Here is an 18,510-nt window from a genome sequence, read left to right on the forward strand (position 1 = left end):
AGTTTGCTGTATATTTACCGGAAGAACGGATTCTCCGCTTTCTCTATTCCTATGGTAGTCGGCGCTCCGTGTCCGGGATAGACAATCGTGTCGTTGGGCAGGATGAACAGACGGCTGCAAATATGTTCTATCAGTTCGTCGAAGTTGCCACCGGTGAGGTCGGCACGGCCGATGCTGCCTTGAAACAACACATCCCCCGAGAACATGCAGTGGTCTGCCGCGCAATAATACACCAGACTGCCCGGCGAGTGTCCCGGTACATGGATGGCTTCCAGTTTCGTATTGCCGAAGGTGATGATGTCTCCGTCGTGCAGATAAGTGCCCAGGGGCACGGGGGCTTCCTGCAGCTGGAAGCCGAACATGCGGCTTTGTTTCGGCGCTTCGTCAATCCAGAACTCATCGGCCTGGTTGGCTTCGGCCTTCAGACCGAACTCTTTCAGCATGAAAGGATTGCCGAAGATATGGTCCAGATGCAGATGGGTATTCAGCAGATGTTTCACATTCAGCCCATTCTTGGTAATGAAGTTTTTCAAGGCCTGCTTTTCTTCCTCATAAAAGCAGCCCGGGTCAATGACGACCGCTTCATTGGTTTCGTCCCAAAGCACATAACAGTTCTCCGGGAACATATTAAATTCGAATCTCTTTATTTTCATATTATGTATTTAGATTTCTAAACCTCAACTATCTCTCAACACCCTACGTACACTACTTTTTTTGTCTCGAAGAACTCCTCTTCAAAGAACTCCTTCAGGTCCCACAACGTGGTCTTGTTCTTGACGGGCATGGTTTCGTTCCCCAATTCGCCCCCCTTAAGGCAAATCAGTCCGTTGGGCAATGCATTCTGCTGTTTTGGGGAGATGTTCTTACGGATAATCTTCAGCAGGTCTGTCAGCGGCATCACGGCACGGCTCACCACAAAGTCGAACTTCCCTTTTTCCTCTTCTGCACGGGCATGACGGAAGGTGGCGTTTTTCAGCCCGATGCTGTTGGCTATTTCGGAGGCTACGCGTACTTTCTTTCCGATGCTGTCCACCAGATGGAACTGTACTTCGGGGAAAAGGATGGCAAGCGGGATTCCCGGAAAGCCTCCTCCCGTGCCGAGGTCCATAATCTGTGTCCCCGGTCTGAAGCGGATTACCTTGGCTATGCCCAGAGAATGCAGCACATGGTGTTCGTACAAGTTCTCTATATCTTTGCGTGAAATGACATTAATCTTAGAGTTCCAGTCCATGTAGAGGTCGTAGAGGGCGGCAAACTGCCGTTTCTGTTCTTCCGTCAGGTCCGGGAAATATTTGAGTATTAAATCCATTGTGAGTTTTATGTTGATAGACAATTGATTACGGTTCCTATTGGTCGCCTGCTTTTATCGTATTGCTCAAGGTGACGAATTCGCTGTTCATCAGATGGGTTATGTCCTCATAAGACAACGTGATTTTGGTTGCTCCCATTACGTATGGGGCAATTTCATATACATTATAATAGAAGGTGATTCCCGTTGGGTCCAGATAGAAATTCTCGATAGGCTCCAGGTCACCGGTGGTGGCGTAGCCCATGTCCTCCAGCTCTTGGCGGGTGCTGACGTTGTTGTCTGCCATCAGCTGTTTCCAAAGCAAGTCGGTCAGCGCTTCCTTATAGTCGCCTTCAAAGAGGTCGCCTAGGTGGATGGGGCTTAGGGTCTTTAGGTCGAGGTTGAGGAAGGTGGACATATAGATGCCGTGTGCGCCGCCGGTATATTCGTTGTAATCTATACGGTAGGTCAGTATTAAGGTATTGCACAACTGCATATGGCTTTCGATTCCTTTATAATAGGAATACCAGGCTCCTATGCTCTGCTCGTCCTGTTTGTCCTCCTCGTCTTTCTTGTACATAGGCTCCAGGTCATTGCGGTAGTCGCCGACATATTTCTCCGTATATTTCTTGACAGCTTCTTCGGGTGGCATCGCCATGTACTTGTCGCCGAAGCAGGCAGATAGGAAGAAGGTGTTCAGACTGTCTTTCAGTCTTACGTCGGATGACTGGCTGGCGTAGGCAACGTTGAGGATGAGGTTGCAGGCCGGCTTGGCTGTGTCTCCGAAGAGATGTACGGTTTCGTTTACTTGTATACTGTCGAACTCCAACGCGTATGCGTTTTTGTTCACGGTGTTACCGCAGGAAAAGAAAAAGCCGCTTGCCGCAAGCAGAAGGACAAGTAGGCTGACAGTTTGCTTTTTCATATTGAGTTTCGTTTATAAATCAACATATCAATCAAAAAACTTTATCGACAAATATAGAACTTATTAACGAACTGCAGGCATAAAAAAGGAAAAATTAATTCCGGCAAACGGTTAAAACTTTCTATCTTTGCAGCGCTTATGAAGGAACTCCGTTACATACTGGCTGTACTCTTTTCCTCTCTTATCATTATAAGCGGAGTGGGGATTTCTGTAGTTCAGTATTGCTGTGCCGGATGCGAGACGACACAAAGTTGCTGCACCTCCGGCTGTTCCAAATGCCATCATGCACATCGTGGTTCACAAAAAACGTGCAAGGATACCGGTTGTACAGCCGTCTACTACAAGGTGGATTTCGTGAAACATGCACACGAGTCTGCTTCGTTCGTGCCATCCCTTACACTGTTTTGTGAGCAACTGCCGCTGTTTGATTACTCCTTGCCGCAAGTGGCCTGCACTCCGGAAGTGCATTTCGGGGCACCGCCATATGTCGTCGGCTCGCGTCATTATCTGGCGCTCTATTCCACGCTTCTCATTTAGTGTTGTTTTATACGGGGCAATGACATGAATTGTCCGGAGGGAACTGTTTGTTTTTTAATCACTTCTTTAAGTATAAAACAGAAATGAAATATAGCTTGATAGCCATCCTTCTGTTCTCTTTCATCGCCTTGCAGGCGCAGGTAAAGGGAACGGTAAAGGATAATTTGGGCGCCCCGATTGTGGGTGCCAACCTCTTCTGGCAGGGAACCACTCAAGGAACCACCACTTCGGCGGACGGTACCTTCTCCTTGTCCAAACCCAATGACAAGCATATGCTTGTAGTCAGCTTTATCGGTTTTGAGAATGATACGATACACGTCAGTAACCGCAATGATACGCTCGACATTGTCTTGCGCGAAGGGGTGGAACTGAGCGAGGTGAATGTGGTCAGCCGTAAGTTGGGCACCATGAAGCTGCGCAACAGTGTGATGAATGAAGATATGATAAGTAGCGCCGAGTTGAGCCGTGCCGCTTGCTGTAATTTGGGAGAGAGTTTTGTGACTAATCCCTCGGTGGACGTCACCTACTCTGACGCCGCCACCGGTGCTAAGCAAATCAAGCTTCTCGGCTTGTCCGGTACGTATGTGCAAATGATGACGGAGAATATCCCCAACTACCGCGGCTCTGCCGCCCCCTACGGACTGGGTTATGTACCCGGGCCATGGATGCAGAGTATTCAGGTGAGCAAGGGCAGTTCGTCCGTGAAGAACGGCTATGAGGCCATCACGGGACAAATCAATGTGGAATTCAAGAAACCCCAGTTGCCCGAGGCCGACTGGTTCTCCGCCAACCTCTTTGCCAGCAGCACCAACCGCTACGAAGCCAATGCCGATGCCACGGTGAAACTCTCCAAACGCTGGAGCACCTCTTTGCTGGCACATTACGAGAATGAGACCAAAGCTCACGACAGCAACGACGACGGCTTTGCCGACATCCCCCGCGTGGAGCAGTACAACCTCTGGAACCGCTGGGCATACATGGGCGACCGCTACGTTTTCCAAGCAGGCATCAAAGTGCTTACGGAAGACCGCAACAGCGGACAAGTCGGTCATGGCAAAATGCCTCTGACAGACCCTTATAAGATAAGTATAGGCACCGACCGCTACGAAGCTTTCACCAAGAACGCCTATATATTCAACAAGGAGAAGAACACTAACCTGGCATTGATCCTCTCCGGCTCCCTGCATAAGCAGGATGCCTTGTACGGACGGAAAATCTACGACGTAGACCAGCACAATGCTTATGCCTCCTTGTTGTTCGAGACGGAACTGACCAAGCGTCAAAGCCTTTCTGCCGGACTGAGCTTCAACTATGACTCCTATGACCAGCGCTACCGCCTGGACAATGACGCCGCACAGCCTTTGACGAAGAAATTCACCAAAGAAGCCGTCCCCGGCGCCTACGTGCAGTACACCTACAACTGGGACGATAAACTGGTGCTGATGGGTGGCATCCGCGGCGACCATAGCAACGAGTACGGCTATTTCGTCACCCCGCGTTTCCATGTGAAGTACAATCCCAACGAGTATGTACATTTCCGTCTTTCGGCAGGAAAAGGATACCGCACGAACCATGTGCTGGCCGAGAATAACTACCTGCTGGCAAGTAGCCGCCGGATAGACATCGCCAAACGTCTTGACCAGGATGAGGCCTGGAACTATGGCGCAAGCACTTCCGCCTATATTCCCTTGTTCGGCAAAACCTTGAACCTGAATGCGGAATACTATTACACGGATTTCAGCAAGCAGGTGGTGGTAGACATGGATACGGACCCGCATGCCGTTCTGTTTTACAACCTTCACGGCCGTTCCTATTCGCAGGTAGTGCAGGTGGAGGCAAGCTATCCGTTCTTCCCGGGTTTCACCTTTACCGCGGCTTACCGTTGGACGGATGCCAAGACGAATTACAACGGAGAGCTGATGGAGAAACCCCTTACCAGCAAATATAAAGATTTGCTGACGGCTTCTTATCAGACACCTTTGGGATTGTGGCAGTTTGATGTAACTTTGCAACTGAACGGTGGCGGGCGCATGCCGGCTCCATACGAACTGACAGACGGCAATTGGTCGTGGGAAAGGCGCTATGGCGGCTTCGAGCAGTTGAGCGCACAGGTGACGCGCTATTTCCGTCGCTGGTCTATATACATCGGTGGCGAGAATCTGACAAACTTCAAACAGAAGAATCCTATCATCGATGCCTCCGATCCCTGGGGAAGCAACTTTGATGCTACGATGGTGTGGGGACCGATGCATGGAGCAAAAGCCTATGTAGGTGTCCGTTTTAACTTGCCGAGAATATAATATTATTTATTAAATCAATAGCGAAACAATGAAAACAAGAAGATTTTTAATGACTTTGGCAGTTGTACTCTTCTGGGCATCTGCCGCAATGGCAAAAGACATCCGTACAGCCATGTTCAAGGTGGCACAGATGAAGTGTGAGAACTGTGTAAGGAAGATAAACAATAACATCCGTTTTGAGAAGGGACTGAAGGACTTCCACACAGACTTGAAGACAAAGACGGTAACCATCACGTATGATGCCGACAAGACCAATGTGGAAAAGTTGAAAAAAGGTTTCCAAAAGTTCCATTATGAAGCGGAGTTTGTCAAGGAAACCAAGCAGGACGATAAGAAGTAATTGAACAAACTGCTCATTCCGGTTGTTGCTTTATTAAAGCGGAACAACAATCATCTAAAAAATAAATCGAATGAGCAATATAATTACTAAGGCGCATCCCGTGCTGGATATGCACAGCACGGAATTGCGTGTCGTCGGCGCATGGCTTTTTGCCATCGTGCTGATACTGTTTTCTACAGTCTTTGTGCATATACCCTATACCCGTGAAATACAGATGGTACTGGCAATTCCGGTACTGCTGTTTTTCGGCTTTCCTTTTTATTCCGGTGCCTGGAAGGGAACCCGGTCGGGCCGCAACAATATAGACCGTCTGGTGGCACTTACCACCTCTGTGGCTTTTCTGTTCAGTGTGTTCAATACTTTCTTTCCGGATTATTGGCTGGGCATCGGGCTGGAACCGCATGTCTATTATGGGGTTGCCGCCGTCATCATCGCCTTTTCCCTGACTGGCGAGTTTATGGAGGAACGTGCCCGGAGAACTGTGTCGGCGGCTATCCGCCGGTTGGGAGGCTGGCAGCATAACGCAGCCCGCGTACTGCCGGAGAAGCAACGCATTGACGGCCGCGTCGCTGGTTTTTTTGTCCCGGTCATTCTCATCGTTTCCTTGCTGACCTTTTTTATATGGGTGTTCTTCGGAGGCATAGGTGTAGTGTCACACGGTCTATTTGCCGCTTTGTCCGTGTTGGTGGTGGCTTGTCCGTGTGTGATAGGGCTGGCCACTCCCGTAGCTTTGGCGGCTGGCCTCAATAAAGCCGCCCGCAATCATATCCTGATCAGGGATACTTCCGCTTTAGAGCAGATGCGCAATGTGGATGTGGTGGTATTCGATAAGACCGGGACCTTGACAGAAGGGCATCCTACGGTAATAGGCTGGCTGTGGGCGCAAGGGCAGGAGGATCATTATAAAGATGTACTGCTTGCTGCCGAGTCTACTTCGGACCATCCTCTGGCGGAAGCTATCGTTACGGCCCTGGAAGGGGAAGAGCAGGTTATCCCTGCCCATCTGGACGGTTTCGAAAGCATTGCCGGAAAAGGTGTCAGAGTGGCCTATCAAGGTGCGGAATATTGGGTAGGAAGCCATAAACTGCTGAAAGATTATCAGGCCAATTTGTCGGATATTCTGGCCGATATGCTGACGCAATATGAATCGGACGGAAACAGCATAGTCTACTTTGGGCGTGAGAACGATTTACTTGCCGTTATTGCCATCAAGGACCAGTTGCGGGTGACTTCTATGGAAGCTATCCGGGAACTGCGTACCCAGGACATCGAGATATGCATGCTTACGGGAGACGGTGAGCGTACAGCTTCTTCTGTGGCCGGCAGTTTGGGTATCATGCGTTTTGTGGCCGATGCCATGCCCGATGACAAAGAGGATTTCATCCATAAGCTGCAGCTTCAGGGTAAAACGGTCGCCATGGTAGGTGATGGCGTGAACGATGCGCAAGCCTTGAGCTGTGCTGATGTAAGCATTGCCATGGGAAAGGGGACTGATACGTTGATGGACACCGCCATGATTACTCTCAGGACTTCAGACCTGCTGCTGTTGCCCAAAGTTTTCCGGTTGTCTCACCAGACTGTGGGCCTCATGTACCGGAATCTGTTTTGGGCTTTCATCTATAATACAGTGGGTATCTTTGTCGCAGCCGGAGTACTCTATCCCGTCTATGACATCCTGCTGAGCCCTGCGCTGGCAGGTGCTGCCATGGCTCTTTCCTGTGTATCCGTGGCTTTGAGCAGCCTTCGTCTGAGTTCCAGGTTCTGATGTTCTCAGCTGTTCCTATACTCCAGCGGACTCATGCCCATGTGCCTCTTGAAGTATTTTCCAAAGAAGGAAGCACTGGGGAAATTCAGGGAATAGGCAATTTCCTGAATGGTCATATTGGTTGATTTCAGTTTGGCTTTCACGTCTACGATGACGACGTGGGCGATGATGTCCAATACATTTCTGCCGGTCACCTGCCTCACGGTGGTGCTGAGGTGTTGCAGGGAGATGCCCAGTTTGTCGGCATAGAATTGCGCGCGGCGTTCGCGGGTATAGTTTTCGATGACGAGCTGCACCAGTTCGTGGCATATTTCCTCTTTCCGGCTCTTGTTCCCTTTTTGCATTTGCGGACGGTGGCAATACATCTTGTCCACCCCACTGAGGAGCATGCTTAGAGCGCTCTGTGCCATTTTGGTGTCAGGAGGGTAGGGGCCGGTCGTGATGCGTGCCCATAAGGCAAAATAGTCCTTGAAATAGGAGGCGACGGTAGGGTTGACAGCCAGTACCGGATACTCCAGTATGTTGGAGAAAGAGCTCAATGTAGACTGGATGAGGTTGACCCCATTGAGGCAATGCGAGGAAAACCCCACGAATCCCAGGCATACTTTTTCCTTTTGTTCGTAAAACTGTATGATGGTTCCGGGAAGCAGGGTAATGAAGTCCCCTTGCTTGATTTCTGTATCCATCAGGTTGATGGATACGGTGATGGAACCTTCTATGCATAGTGCAAAAATGCACGCTTTCAGACGGCACGACTGTTTGTATATGTTTAGAATGTCTTCCGTTACTTCAGTCCATGCAATCATGTCTACTGGCAGGTCGACTTGGGAAAATTCCATACGCTTTGTCGTTTAGAGTTCGCACAAAGGTAATTCTTTTCCGGGAAAAAAGTAACGGAAGACATTCTGTTTTTAAAATGAAATGTTCTTTTTAGAATTCAAAAAAGTACTATATTTGCTTGCATGAAACTGGAAATATCAGATTGGAACATGATTCCTTATGCCGGAGCATGGAGCCGGCAGACGGAATGGTTTGACGCACTTGTACATGCCAAGCAGACAGGAGAGTGCTATGTCAATCATATTGTGCTCTGCGAGCATCCCCATGTCTATACATTGGGGCGTAGCGGAAAAGAAAGGAATATGCTGCTGGGAGAAGAACAACTGCGCAGGATAGGGGCTACGCTCTATCATATTGACCGTGGCGGAGACATTACGTATCATGGTCCGGGACAGTTGGTCTGCTATCCTATTCTGAACCTTGACGACTTTTCTTTGGGGTTGAAGGAATATGTGCATCTGCTGGAAGAGGCGGTAATCCGTGTTTGTGCTTCGTTTGGCATCGCGGCCGGACGCCTGGAGAAGGCAACGGGCGTATGGCTGGAGGGCGATACTCCCCGTGCCCGTAAGATTTGTGCCATCGGCGTGCGCAGCAGCCATTTTGTCACCATGCATGGATTGGCACTGAATGTGAATACCGATTTACGTTATTTCAGCTATATCAATCCCTGCGGATTCATAGACAAGGGTGTCACTTCTTTGCAGAAAGAGCTGGGACACGAGGTGCCGATGGAGGAGGTGAAGGAGCGTCTTTGCAAGGAGCTGGTAAATCTTTTGTCATGAACTATCTGGCACATATATTCCTTTCCGGTTCGAACAGAAAAGTACAGTTGGGCAATTTTGTAGGCGATGCCGTAAAGGGAAGCTCCTATAAGAATTATCCGCCGGATATAGCCAAGGGTATTCAGCTTCACCGCGCTATTGACGACTATACCGACCGTCATCCGGCTGTCTGCGAGGTGGTGCATAGGCTTCAACCAGAATTCGGACGGTATTCGGGGGTATTGCTGGATATTTATTTCGATTATTTGCTGGCTTCCCGTTTCGAGTCGTTCTCCGGGGTTTCCTTGAGGAGGTATACCCGGACTTTCTATCTTTCCCTCCTCATCAATTACCGCTATCTTCCGGTACGGTTCAAACGTTTCATCTGGCATTTTATCCTGACCGACCGTTTGCGGAAATACGCCACTCTGAACGGAATAAGAGAGTCTTTGAACATCATGGTGGAATATCATCATATTGATATATCCGTAGACAAGGCTATTCGTTACCTTGAAGAGCACGATGAGGAACTGTTTGCTGTGTTCCAGCCATTTTTTATTGAATTGCAGAGGTTTTGTGCTGAATACCGGCATGATTATAAGGTATAGTTTTAAGGACGAAGAAGAAATTCATATCGTGTCGGCAAGGAATTAATTTCCTGCCGGCACGATATTTGTTTTTTGTATCACACGTTATTGATTTCCTGCATGACATGTTATTGATAGCTTGTGCCCTGTGGAATCAGCTTCCCGTACTCCGCTTCTCTCTTGCCAGTACCGAGATGATGTACCCTCCCTTGCTGTTCACCTTGCTCCAGTTCGTCCCATTGAATATTTTCCAGACGTAGTTTCCCAGCCTGCCGTAGTCCGATAACTTCAGAATCTTCCTGATTTCCTCCTGGTCGGTGATGTAGAGCTTTTCCAGATTCAGCATGAGGCATTCCAGGTTGTGCGTATTCCTGTTGTAGGCATATCCGGGAATGTCCAGATCAGGATTCCCCTGCGCTCCTCCGCTTTCCCCCGGGGGAGTAAGAGGGGGAAGTGCTTTACTTTCTTTTGCTTTGCTTTCTTCTACTTTGCTTTGTTTGGAATTGCATGCATTTTCGGGGAAAATGTCCGCATCCTGCGTACAATTTTCCCGTTTTTGCGTACAAGTCTTGTCCTTGTCCGGTTTATCTTCCTCCGTCTCTACCTGCAGATAGGGTAGGGTGGTGAGGTCCCTTTTTCTTCTTTTGGTGGCTTCCAGCCATATTTTCTGTATCTCGGTAGAGGTCAGTACCCCTTGCTCCTTATAGGTTTTGGGGTCGAAAAAGGCTTTCTCCACCAGGATGTCCACGATTCCCTGCATCTCCTGCTCGTTGATGTCCTTTCCCGCCTTGTTTGTGAACAGTGTGCATTGCTCCGCGTTCCATTTCAGGTAATATCCGTTTTCCTTGTGTATCTTGCACAGCAGTTTCATTACCGCCGCTGTGCCTTTCAGTCCGAACCTGGCTTCCACCAGTTCCACTGCTATCTCTTCGAATAGATTTACTTTGAGGGGGAAGTATAGCATTCCCCCGTACATCATGGCCATTGTTTTTAGTGTTTAATGATTAGTGATTAATGGTTAATGATTAGCATATGGGGCTCCATTCGAGGAAGTTCTCCAGCTGGAAAGTTTTCCATGCCTGCAGTTCCACGTCCCAGAAGGCTATGGTGCTTGTCACTCTTGTGATGTCATAATCTCTTCTGAAGTCAGCCTTGTAGGGCAGTAAGGTGGCTTTCGCCAGCCTGAATGTCCCGTCCTGCTTGTGGTAGGCTATGAGTGCGTGTCCGTATTGCATGTGGTCTATCAGGCTTTCTATTCGTCGGGCCATCCATGTGGCGCATGTTTCCGTGTAGTTCTTTTCCAGCATGATACGTATTTTCCATAGGTTTCTCAGTGCTTCGTGAAGTGAAGCGTTCTTTGTCGACTTTCTCATCTTGTTGTCTTTAAAATTAATAATTGTATTAGTTTGGCAGGAGGTACGCTTGTATATAAAAAAAGATGCCGCATTCATTGAGAAAGCGGCATCTGTAGGTGGTGTGGCTTCATCCTTACCAAAGTGGCGGCAAAGATAAGTGGTTTATTCCTTAAGTTGTTTATATTTAATTATTGTCAATAAGTTTCGTGGTTTCTGCCCTTTTTTGTTTTATTCCCTATATCTCTCCTGCTACCTTCATTTCCCGCCACACTTCACCGAACTCTTGTATTATAGTGTTTTCTGACAGTCTTTTATAGTCTGGCGTTCTGAAGTCGAAATGTGAGTATGCCCATTGTGCCAATGCCTTGTTGCTTGTCGGCTTTTCTTCTATAAAGTATCTTGATTTTTTCCATAGGATGATGTCTTTAATGACTTCTTTCCTATATTGTGGCAGTATTCCTATAACCTCCCCGCTTGAGGGACGTCCTACTCCTGCTTTCGGAGCTGATATGCCGTGCTTTACATCCGTTTTAAGGGTGTCTCTTTTTGTTTTTTTTCCTTACTTTGGAGTGTCTTTTTTGCCTTCATTTTCTAATGTTTTTGGGTTAATAATTAAAATTACTGTAGTTTGTAAAATAAATGCAAAGGTATATCAAGTTTTTTGTTTTTGTGGAGTAAGGATGGAGATAAAAAGCTGGGTTTTATCTTTATGATGGGTTAATGCGTTGATATATAAATGGAAATGACTTTGACTTGGAAGTGTTTTTTAAACGTTCGTTTAATGGACGCAAAGATAAGACTGTTTTTTATATCCTCAAAATGTTTAATAAAAATATTTTGGAAAACCCATCGTATATCAGTTTAATCTACAGTAATTCAGTATATTAAGTATCTTATTTAATATTTAAAATTTCCATTCCCTTTTATTAACTCATTCCCTATTTCATTTCCTGAAATTTGACGTCCATTAAACGAACGTTTAAAAAACGCTTTTTGTTTGTAATCCGTTCGTTTATAGTCTCTTACCAGAAGGTAATGACGAACTGCAAAAAAACTGTTGGCAAGAAGGGCATAATGCTTGCTGTATTTTACATAAGGTGCTCGCAAATGATTGAATACCAGGTGTATACCAAGGGTTCAAAGCCCCAGAGGAACACTCTTTTGTGAACAAAACAACGAAAATGGAAACGGATAACGAGGTTGAAGTCTGGCATGCCATGCGTGCCACATACCGCAGGGAGCTTGATGCGGTGCATCTTCTCGAGAAGGAGAACCTCGGCTGTTTTGTCCCCATGCAATATAAGGTAAGTATCCGTAAGGGTAAGAAAGTCCGTACTTTGGTTCCCGTCATCCGTAATCTGGTTTTTGTCCATGCACGTCCTTCCGACGTACAGCGTGTTAAGTCTCAAATTACTTATTTGCAATATATAACCGATACTCGCAGTGGTCAGAAGATAATTATTCCCGACCATGAGATGCAGCGCTTCATCGCCGTTGCCGGAACCTATAACGACCATTTGCTTTATTTCCAGCCCGAAGAGTTGAATCTGTCGAAAGGAACTAGAGTCCGTATTACGGGTGGTGACTTTGCAGGTCAGGAGGGTATTTTTCTGAAAGTAAAGGGTGCACGTGACCGTCGTGTGGTTATAGAGATACAAGGTGTCATTGCTGTTGCCATGGCTACCATCCATCCGGACCTTATAGAAGTGATCGGCTGAATTATAATTCATAATTTACAACTCATAGTTTACAATTCATAATTCAAAAAAATGTCCTCCTCCCTTTTCGAAGAAGCAATTAATCTCCAGCGTGCTGCGCACGAACTGATGTATTTAGGTATGGACGGTAGTCCTATCTATAGTGATGACCTTTCCCGCCGCAACGGTGAGGTTTACCGCTTGACTGCGGCTTTGTATGGTTCCAGTGCTCGAGGTACTACTACGGAAGAACAGGCAAACGTCTGTCTTGCTCTCTTGATGGGTTATAACGCATCGTTCATTGACCATGGCGAGAAGCAGGATCACCTCCAGGAGATATTAAACCGTTGTTGGAATCTCCTTGATACCCTTCCCGCTTCGCTGTTGAAACTCCGTCTGCTTACTGCCTGTTATGGAGAAGTGTTCGATGAGCTCCTGGTCGACGAAGCCCGGAAGATTATTTCTTCCTGGGACTCCGCATCGCTCACTGCCGAACAGCAGGAAGCTGTCGAGGAATTCCGGAATGTAGTTGACAATCCCTATCCGTGGGAATATCTTGAGGACTAAAACAGGTGAAAGTTTTCTCGCAAGGCAAAAAAAATGGAGTGGAGAATGTAAGAGACACGGGAAAAGTTAAAGACATATAGAGCTAAACATACAAGTGATATATTCATGTAATGAGTGAAAAGGATTCCACGCATTGTATTACGAAAAATAGCCTCCAGAGAAACGGATTATATGGCATTTCTGCCAATGAATATAGTAAAATAACTTATTATTTGATTAAAAATATAACTCAAAGTGGGTTATACCCCCTTTAGTAGATGCCCAATATCTATTGAATATCCGGGAAGCGTGGTACTAACTCTTTCATTACTACGCGAAGTAATAAATATAAATCACCTTTGGTTCCACCTTCCCGGATTAGTTTGATTTTTTCAGTGTGTGACATATAAGAATCTAACAAACATTAAATTATGCGTCGAATCTTATTTCTGATTTTATGTCTTTTTATTTTCTTCGGTTCTGCCTATGCCCAGCGCATGTCCGACGAGCAAGTGGTTGAATATGTGAAACAAGCACAGGCAGCCGGAAAATCTCAGAAGCAGATGACTGCCGAACTGTTGCGCCGTGGTGTGACCCGCGAACAGGTGCTCCGCATCAAGGATAAATATGAGAACTCGGGTGTTGCTGTCCCGGGTTCTGAAGCTCCCTCACAGATGCGCAAGCGTTCGGTTGCTGTGGGAGAATCCTACGAGGCTGCCGAACTGGATGACCAGAAAGCGGTTGTTGATGAGAGACTTGAAAGCCAGTCCGCCCCTGAGGCTGCCGGCATACAGATTTTCGGTCATAATCTGTTCCAGAACCGTAATCTCTCCTTTGAACCTAGTGTGAATCTGGCTACTCCGGCAAATTATCGGCTGGGGCCCGGTGACGAGGTGATCATAGATATTTGGGGAGCTTCCGAGAATACCATCCGCCAGACCATCAGTCCCGAGGGTAGTATCCAGGTGAAAGATCTCGGTCCCGTTTATCTGAACGGCATGACTGTTAAAGAAGCCAACGCTTATCTGCAACGGGAACTGTCCAAGATCTATTCCGGTATCGGAGGGGGGGATCCCAATTCACAGATCCGTCTGACTTTAGGCGATATACGTACCATTCAGATTCATATTATGGGTGAGGTCACGGTGCCGGGTACTTATACACTTTCGGCCTTTTCTACGGTTTTCCATGCCTTGTACCGTGCCGGTGGTGTGAATAATATCGGTAGCTTGCGTGACATCCGTCTGGTTCGTAACGGAGAGACGATAGAGCATTTGGACGTCTATGAGTTCATCATGCAGGGCAAGATGAATGACGATGTCCGTCTGCAGGAGGGCGATGTGATTATCGTGAGTCCCTACCAGTCGTTGGTCGAGATAGTAGGTAAGGTGAAACGTCCCATGTATTATGAAATGAAGCCTGCCGAGACGGTTGCTTCCTTACTGAAGTATGCGGGTGGCTTTATGGGAGATGCCTATAAGAAGGCTGTACGCATCATCCGTAAAAGCGGACGTGAACATCAAGTATATAATGTGGATGAGATGGACTATTCCGTATTCCGTTTAGACGACGGTGACTTAATGACGGTTGACGCCGTACTCGACCGTTTTGAGAACAAGGTTGAGGTCAGTGGTGCCGTCTATCGTCCGGGGCTTTATCAGTTGGACGGTGAGGTGAATACGGTGAAGCAGCTGATAAAGAAGGCTGAGGGACTCCGGGGAGATGCTTTCCTTGCCCGGGTCCTTCTGGACCGTGAGCGTGAAGATCTTACGCACGAAATGGTTGCCGTTGATCTGGAGGGTATCATGAACGGTACGGTTTCTGATATACCCCTTCAGAAGAACGACCATCTGTATGTTCCCGGTATCCATGACTTGAAGGAGAGCGAGACGGTCTCCATTTATGGTGAGGTGCTCAATCCCGGTACTTTCCTGTACTCCGATAACTTAACGATAGAGGATATGATTGTCCAGGCGGGAGGTCTTACCGAGGCTGCCGCCACTACCTGTGTGAGCGTGACGCGCCGCATCAAGGATCCCAAGAGTACTGCCTACAGCAGCAAGCTTGCGGAGACATTCACCTTTGACATCAAGGACGGTCTTCTGACGGATGCCGGTAGTTTCTACCTGCAACCTTTCGATGTAGTCCAGGTTCGTCGCAGTCCTGCCTACCAAGTTCAGCGCATGGTGACGGTTGCGGGTGAGGTGCTTTTCAGCGGCAGCTATTCGTTGTTGAAGAAGAATGAACGTCTGAGTGATGTGATAGGTCGTGCAGGCGGAATTACTCCGGCGGCATATATAAAGGGGGGACGTTTGATTCGTAAGCGCAATGATGAGGAACGTCGGCGTGAGACGGATGTACTTCGCATAGCTCAGAGTGGTGAGGGGAAGGATAGCATCTCTGTGGACAAGCTTGCCATCTCTGAGACTTACGCAGTAGGCATCGATATGGAAAAGGCTCTGTTTAATCCGGGAAGTGACTATGACATTGTCCTGCGTGAGGGAGATATCGTTTATATTCCTGAATACGTCAATACGGTGAAGATCAGCGGTTCAGTGATGTATCCTAATACAGTAACCTGGGAGAAAGATGCCAAGCTGAAACATTATATCAATATGGCAGGTGGTTATGGCGAAAATGCGAAAAAGAAGAAAGCATACATCATTTATCTGAATGGTACGGTAGCCCGTGCTAAGAAGAGTGACAGTGATTTAATCCAGCCGGGTTGTGAGATTGTGGTTCCCACGAAGTCTGAGAGGAAGCGTCTCCAGCTTTCCGAGATTATGGGGATGAGCTCCATGACTGCGACGATTGCGGCGATGGTGGCTACGTTGACTAATGCTTTTAAATAATAAATAAGTGGAAGATATAAAAAGAAAGGATGCTGATATGAATGACGGACAACAGAATAAACATCCACAGGAAGAGGAGATTGATTTGCTTGAGCTTGCCTTGAAGGTCTGGGCAGAGCGCAAGTGGATATTGAAGTGTTGCGGCTATGCAGTGATTGTGGGACTGGTGATTGCTTTCAGTATTCCGAAAGAATATACAGCTACAGCTACAATTGCTCCGGAGTTGTCGGATGGAAAGAGTGGGGGAGGATTGTCTTCTCTTGCTGCCATGGCAGGATTTAATATAAATACTTCTTCTGGTGCTGATGCTATCTATCCTGATTTGTATCCCGATATTGTGAGTTCTACTCCCTTTATTACTGGTCTTTTCAATATTCCAGTGAAAGACCTAGAGGGGAAAATAGATACTACACTTTATTGTTATTTGGACGAGTATCAACGTTCTCCGTGGTGGAGTGTGATAACTTCTGCTCCTTTCAAATTTTTAAATTGGATAGTTTCTTTGTTCAAAAAAGAAGCTGATGTTAATGAAGGTGGATTTGATTTCTTCCATCTAACCAAGGAACAATCTAAAATTCTTAAAGTGTTGAGTAAACGTATCAGTGTCTTAGTCGACAAGAAGACTGGACTTACTACTTTGTCTGTTACGATGCAGGATGCCCGTATTGCTGCTTGCTTGACTGATAGTGTAATGTATCGTTTACAAGATTACGTTACGGAATACCGTACGAACAAAGCCCGTCAGGATTTTGAATTTCAGAAGAAGCTTTTTGCGCGTAAGAAGAAAGAGTATGAGATAGCACAGGAGAATTATGCAAAGTTTTCTGATGCTAACAAAAATATTATTCTTCAGAGTTATCGTGCTGAACAGGTACGTTTGGAAAATGAGATGAATCTTGCTTATCAAGTATATACAAGTGTTGCACAACAATTGCAGATGGCTGAAGCAAAAGTGCAGGAAATTACTCCTGTTTATACGGTAGTTGAGCCTGCTACTATTCCAATAAGAGCTGCTAAACCTAGTAAATCTATAGTTTTACTCGGTTTTGTATTACTTATAGGAGGAAGTTGCGTAGGTTGGATACTCTTTGGAAGAAGTTTTGTTTGTAATTTGAGGAAAGCATAAATATTTCTTTTAGGTAGATAAATATCAAAAAATGATATCTGAATTTTATAAATAATAATGATTCAAGTAACAGATAAATCTAGATGTTGTGGATGCAATGCTTGTGGTGATGTATGCCCCAAAGATGCAATCTCTTTCCATATAGACATTGAAGGATTTTGGTATCCAGTGGTTGATAAAGAGCGATGCATTAATTGTGGACTATGTGATAACGTTTGTCCTGTTATTCATGTAGAAGAGCTGAAGAAGAATGATTTACCTCAGTCTGAATGCCATGCCGCTATTCATAAAAACATTGAAGTGCGTTTTGACAGCACTTCCGGTGGCTTATTTTCAGCTTTGGCAGAAAGAACCTATAAAGAAGGAGGTTATGTAGGCGGTGCTATCTTTAATGAAGACTATTCTGTAAGTCACTTTATATCTAATGATAAAAAAGACTTGGCTGCACTGCGTAGCTCTAAATACCTGCAAAGTAATGCAGAAGGCTTTTATAAACTAGTCCGTCAACTTTTGAAAAGTGGGGAAAAAGTATTGGTGTGTGGTACTCCTTGTCAAATGGCAGCATTACGTCGCTTCCTTGTGAAGGACTATGATAATCTTGTTATTGTAGATTTTATTTGTTTAGGGGTTAATTCTCCTAAAGTTTTTCGTAAATACTTGGATTACCTGGAAGATAGATATCAATCTAAAATTGTTTATTTTAAGGCGAAAAATAAAGAATTAGGATGGCGGCAACTAACTAGTAAAGTCGTGTTTCAGAACAAACAAATTCTTTATGATACAAAAGATACTAGTTTCTTTACAATAGGCTATTTGGGTACAAAGGTATACTCTCGTCCTTCGTGCTATGATTGTCAGTTTAAAGGTTTTCCACGGATGGCTGATATTACTGTGGCAGATTATTGGGGAGCCGAGCATACTGTAGGAAAAGAATTGGATAATGATATGGGAACCAGTTTGGTTATGCTGAATTCCCAGAAAGGAAAATCTTATTTTGAAACGATAAAATCAACTATTATTGAAAAGAAAGTACCTTTTGAATCGATCTTAGGAGGTAATCGTGCATTGGTGCAATCATTAGATGCTCCCTTAGTTGATAGAGTGAGTTTTTATGAAGATTTGGATACAATGCCATTTCAGGATATAGCAGCTAAATATATTCGTAGACCAATTGATATACTAACGTGGAAACGGAAACTGAAAAATGTTCTTCGCTTTTTATGGAATATAGCAAGTGTATCTCGTTTTAATTTGCCTCTTTATTGGAAGAATATTAGATATAATCTTTTTTGTAAGCAAGTGAAATGTAGTATAGTCCGAGGTGCATTTATACTTATTCATCGAAATACTATTTTGGAAATCCATCCTAAAGCGCATGTGAAAGTTAAGGGAATTTTTGTTATTGGACAGAAAAGATTCTCTAAGTCAAGGCTTGAAACTCGTCTTTTAGTTGAGAATAATGCAGTATTACAAATAGATAATAATTTTTCATTAGGTTATGGCTCTGATGTAGAAGTATTTAAAAATGCGTTTCTACATATAGAAGGTAACGGTGCTACTAATATAAATGCTACGATTATCTGTGGTGAAC

16 protein-coding genes and 1 pseudogene are annotated in these 18,510 nt (G+C 45.9%); 11 read left to right on the forward strand and 6 right to left on the reverse strand.

Annotated features, from left to right (window positions below):
* Nucleotides 1-14: 14 nt before the first annotated feature.
* Genes ITJ87_RS10980 through ITJ87_RS10990 form a run of 3 tightly spaced genes read right to left on the reverse strand, consistent with a single transcriptional unit; the run spans nt 15 to nt 2,213 of the window.
* Entirely contained in the window at nt 15-653 is a 639-nt protein-coding gene (locus tag ITJ87_RS10980; RefSeq protein WP_117600573.1) for an MBL fold metallo-hydrolase, read from the reverse strand.
* Between the two features lie 35 nt (nt 654-688).
* A complete protein-coding gene (rsmG, locus tag ITJ87_RS10985) occupies nt 689-1,309 on the reverse strand; it encodes a 16S rRNA (guanine(527)-N(7))-methyltransferase RsmG (RefSeq protein ID WP_117600572.1) in 621 nt (206 codons plus the stop codon).
* A 37-nt stretch (nt 1,310-1,346) separates the two neighbouring features.
* A complete protein-coding gene (locus ITJ87_RS10990) occupies nt 1,347-2,213 on the reverse strand; it encodes a DUF3298 and DUF4163 domain-containing protein (protein WP_117964479.1) in 867 nt (288 codons plus the stop codon).
* Between the two features lie 138 nt (nt 2,214-2,351).
* Between ITJ87_RS10990 and ITJ87_RS10995 the strand changes: the two genes are divergently transcribed.
* The 4 genes from ITJ87_RS10995 (at nt 2,352) to ITJ87_RS11010 (ending at nt 7,155) form a co-directional block, all read left to right on the forward strand.
* The gene (locus ITJ87_RS10995; protein ID WP_057253292.1) at nt 2,352-2,750 is read left to right on the forward strand and encodes a hypothetical protein; all 399 of its coding nucleotides are present in this window, start codon (nt 2,352-2,354) and stop codon (nt 2,748-2,750) included.
* An 83-nt stretch (nt 2,751-2,833) separates the two neighbouring features.
* Nucleotides 2,834-5,050, forward strand: coding sequence for a TonB-dependent receptor domain-containing protein (locus ITJ87_RS11000; protein ID WP_117964478.1), 2,217 nt, complete (start codon nt 2,834-2,836; stop codon nt 5,048-5,050).
* 28 nt (nt 5,051-5,078) lie between these two features.
* Entirely contained in the window at nt 5,079-5,390 is a 312-nt protein-coding gene (locus ITJ87_RS11005) for a heavy-metal-associated domain-containing protein (protein WP_117951913.1), read from the forward strand.
* Nucleotides 5,391-5,460: 70 nt separating this feature from the next.
* On the forward strand, nt 5,461-7,155 hold the full coding sequence (locus ITJ87_RS11010; protein WP_117964477.1) for a heavy metal translocating P-type ATPase: 1,695 nt from the start codon (nt 5,461-5,463) through the stop codon (nt 7,153-7,155).
* Between the two features lie 5 nt (nt 7,156-7,160).
* Here ITJ87_RS11010 and ITJ87_RS11015 read toward each other — a convergent pair whose 3' ends face one another.
* Nucleotides 7,161-7,994, reverse strand: coding sequence for an AraC family transcriptional regulator (locus tag ITJ87_RS11015; RefSeq protein WP_195690927.1), 834 nt, complete (start codon nt 7,992-7,994; stop codon nt 7,161-7,163).
* Between the two features lie 111 nt (nt 7,995-8,105).
* Here ITJ87_RS11015 and lipB point away from each other — a divergent pair, with 111 nt between their 5' ends.
* Together lipB and ITJ87_RS11025 are read left to right on the forward strand one after the other, a co-directional pair.
* Entirely contained in the window at nt 8,106-8,777 is a 672-nt protein-coding gene (gene lipB / locus ITJ87_RS11020) for a lipoyl(octanoyl) transferase LipB (protein ID WP_227204327.1), read from the forward strand.
* Nucleotides 8,774-9,364 carry an ACP phosphodiesterase gene (locus ITJ87_RS11025; RefSeq protein WP_117964475.1) on the forward strand — a complete coding sequence of 197 codons (591 nt, stop codon included), beginning with the start codon at nt 8,774-8,776 and terminating at the stop codon, nt 9,362-9,364. Before lipB ends, ITJ87_RS11025 begins: the two co-directional genes overlap by 4 nt.
* Nucleotides 9,365-9,497: 133 nt before the next feature.
* Here the strand turns inward: ITJ87_RS11025 and ITJ87_RS11030 are convergent, their stop codons facing one another.
* The gene (locus ITJ87_RS11030; RefSeq protein WP_117964474.1) at nt 9,498-10,328 is read right to left on the reverse strand and encodes a DUF4373 domain-containing protein; all 831 of its coding nucleotides are present in this window, start codon (nt 10,326-10,328) and stop codon (nt 9,498-9,500) included.
* Between the two features lie 40 nt (nt 10,329-10,368).
* Nucleotides 10,369-10,716, reverse strand: a complete 348-nt coding sequence (locus ITJ87_RS11035) for an SH3 beta-barrel fold-containing protein (protein WP_022401485.1) — start codon at nt 10,714-10,716, stop codon at nt 10,369-10,371.
* Between the two features lie 1,163 nt (nt 10,717-11,879).
* Here ITJ87_RS11035 and ITJ87_RS11040 point away from each other — a divergent pair.
* The 5 genes and pseudogenes from ITJ87_RS11040 to ITJ87_RS18985 form a co-directional block, all read left to right on the forward strand.
* On the forward strand, nt 11,880-12,416 hold the full coding sequence (locus tag ITJ87_RS11040) for a UpxY family transcription antiterminator (RefSeq protein WP_057253299.1): 537 nt from the start codon (nt 11,880-11,882) through the stop codon (nt 12,414-12,416).
* A 51-nt stretch (nt 12,417-12,467) separates the two neighbouring features.
* On the forward strand, nt 12,468-12,962 hold the full coding sequence (locus tag ITJ87_RS11045) for a UpxZ family transcription anti-terminator antagonist (protein ID WP_016273536.1): 495 nt from the start codon (nt 12,468-12,470) through the stop codon (nt 12,960-12,962).
* Nucleotides 12,963-13,372: 410 nt separating this feature from the next.
* Complete coding sequence (locus ITJ87_RS11050; RefSeq protein WP_057281254.1) at nt 13,373-15,793, forward strand: SLBB domain-containing protein; 2,421 nt, start codon at nt 13,373-13,375, stop codon at nt 15,791-15,793.
* 37 nt (nt 15,794-15,830) lie between these two features.
* Nucleotides 15,831-16,919: a Wzz/FepE/Etk N-terminal domain-containing protein gene (locus ITJ87_RS11055; RefSeq protein ID WP_117964472.1), complete on the forward strand. Its 1,089-nt coding sequence runs from the start codon at nt 15,831-15,833 to the stop codon at nt 16,917-16,919.
* A gap of 57 nt (nt 16,920-16,976) precedes the next feature.
* Nucleotides 16,977-17,921, forward strand: a pseudogene (locus ITJ87_RS18985) (Coenzyme F420 hydrogenase/dehydrogenase, beta subunit C-terminal domain); the annotation flags it as partial.
* Nucleotides 17,922-18,510 lie beyond the last annotated feature (589 nt).

Origin of the sequence: Bacteroides sp. HF-162 (assembly GCF_015679285.1) — a bacterium.
Classification (GTDB): domain Bacteria; phylum Bacteroidota; class Bacteroidia; order Bacteroidales; family Bacteroidaceae; genus Bacteroides; species Bacteroides uniformis.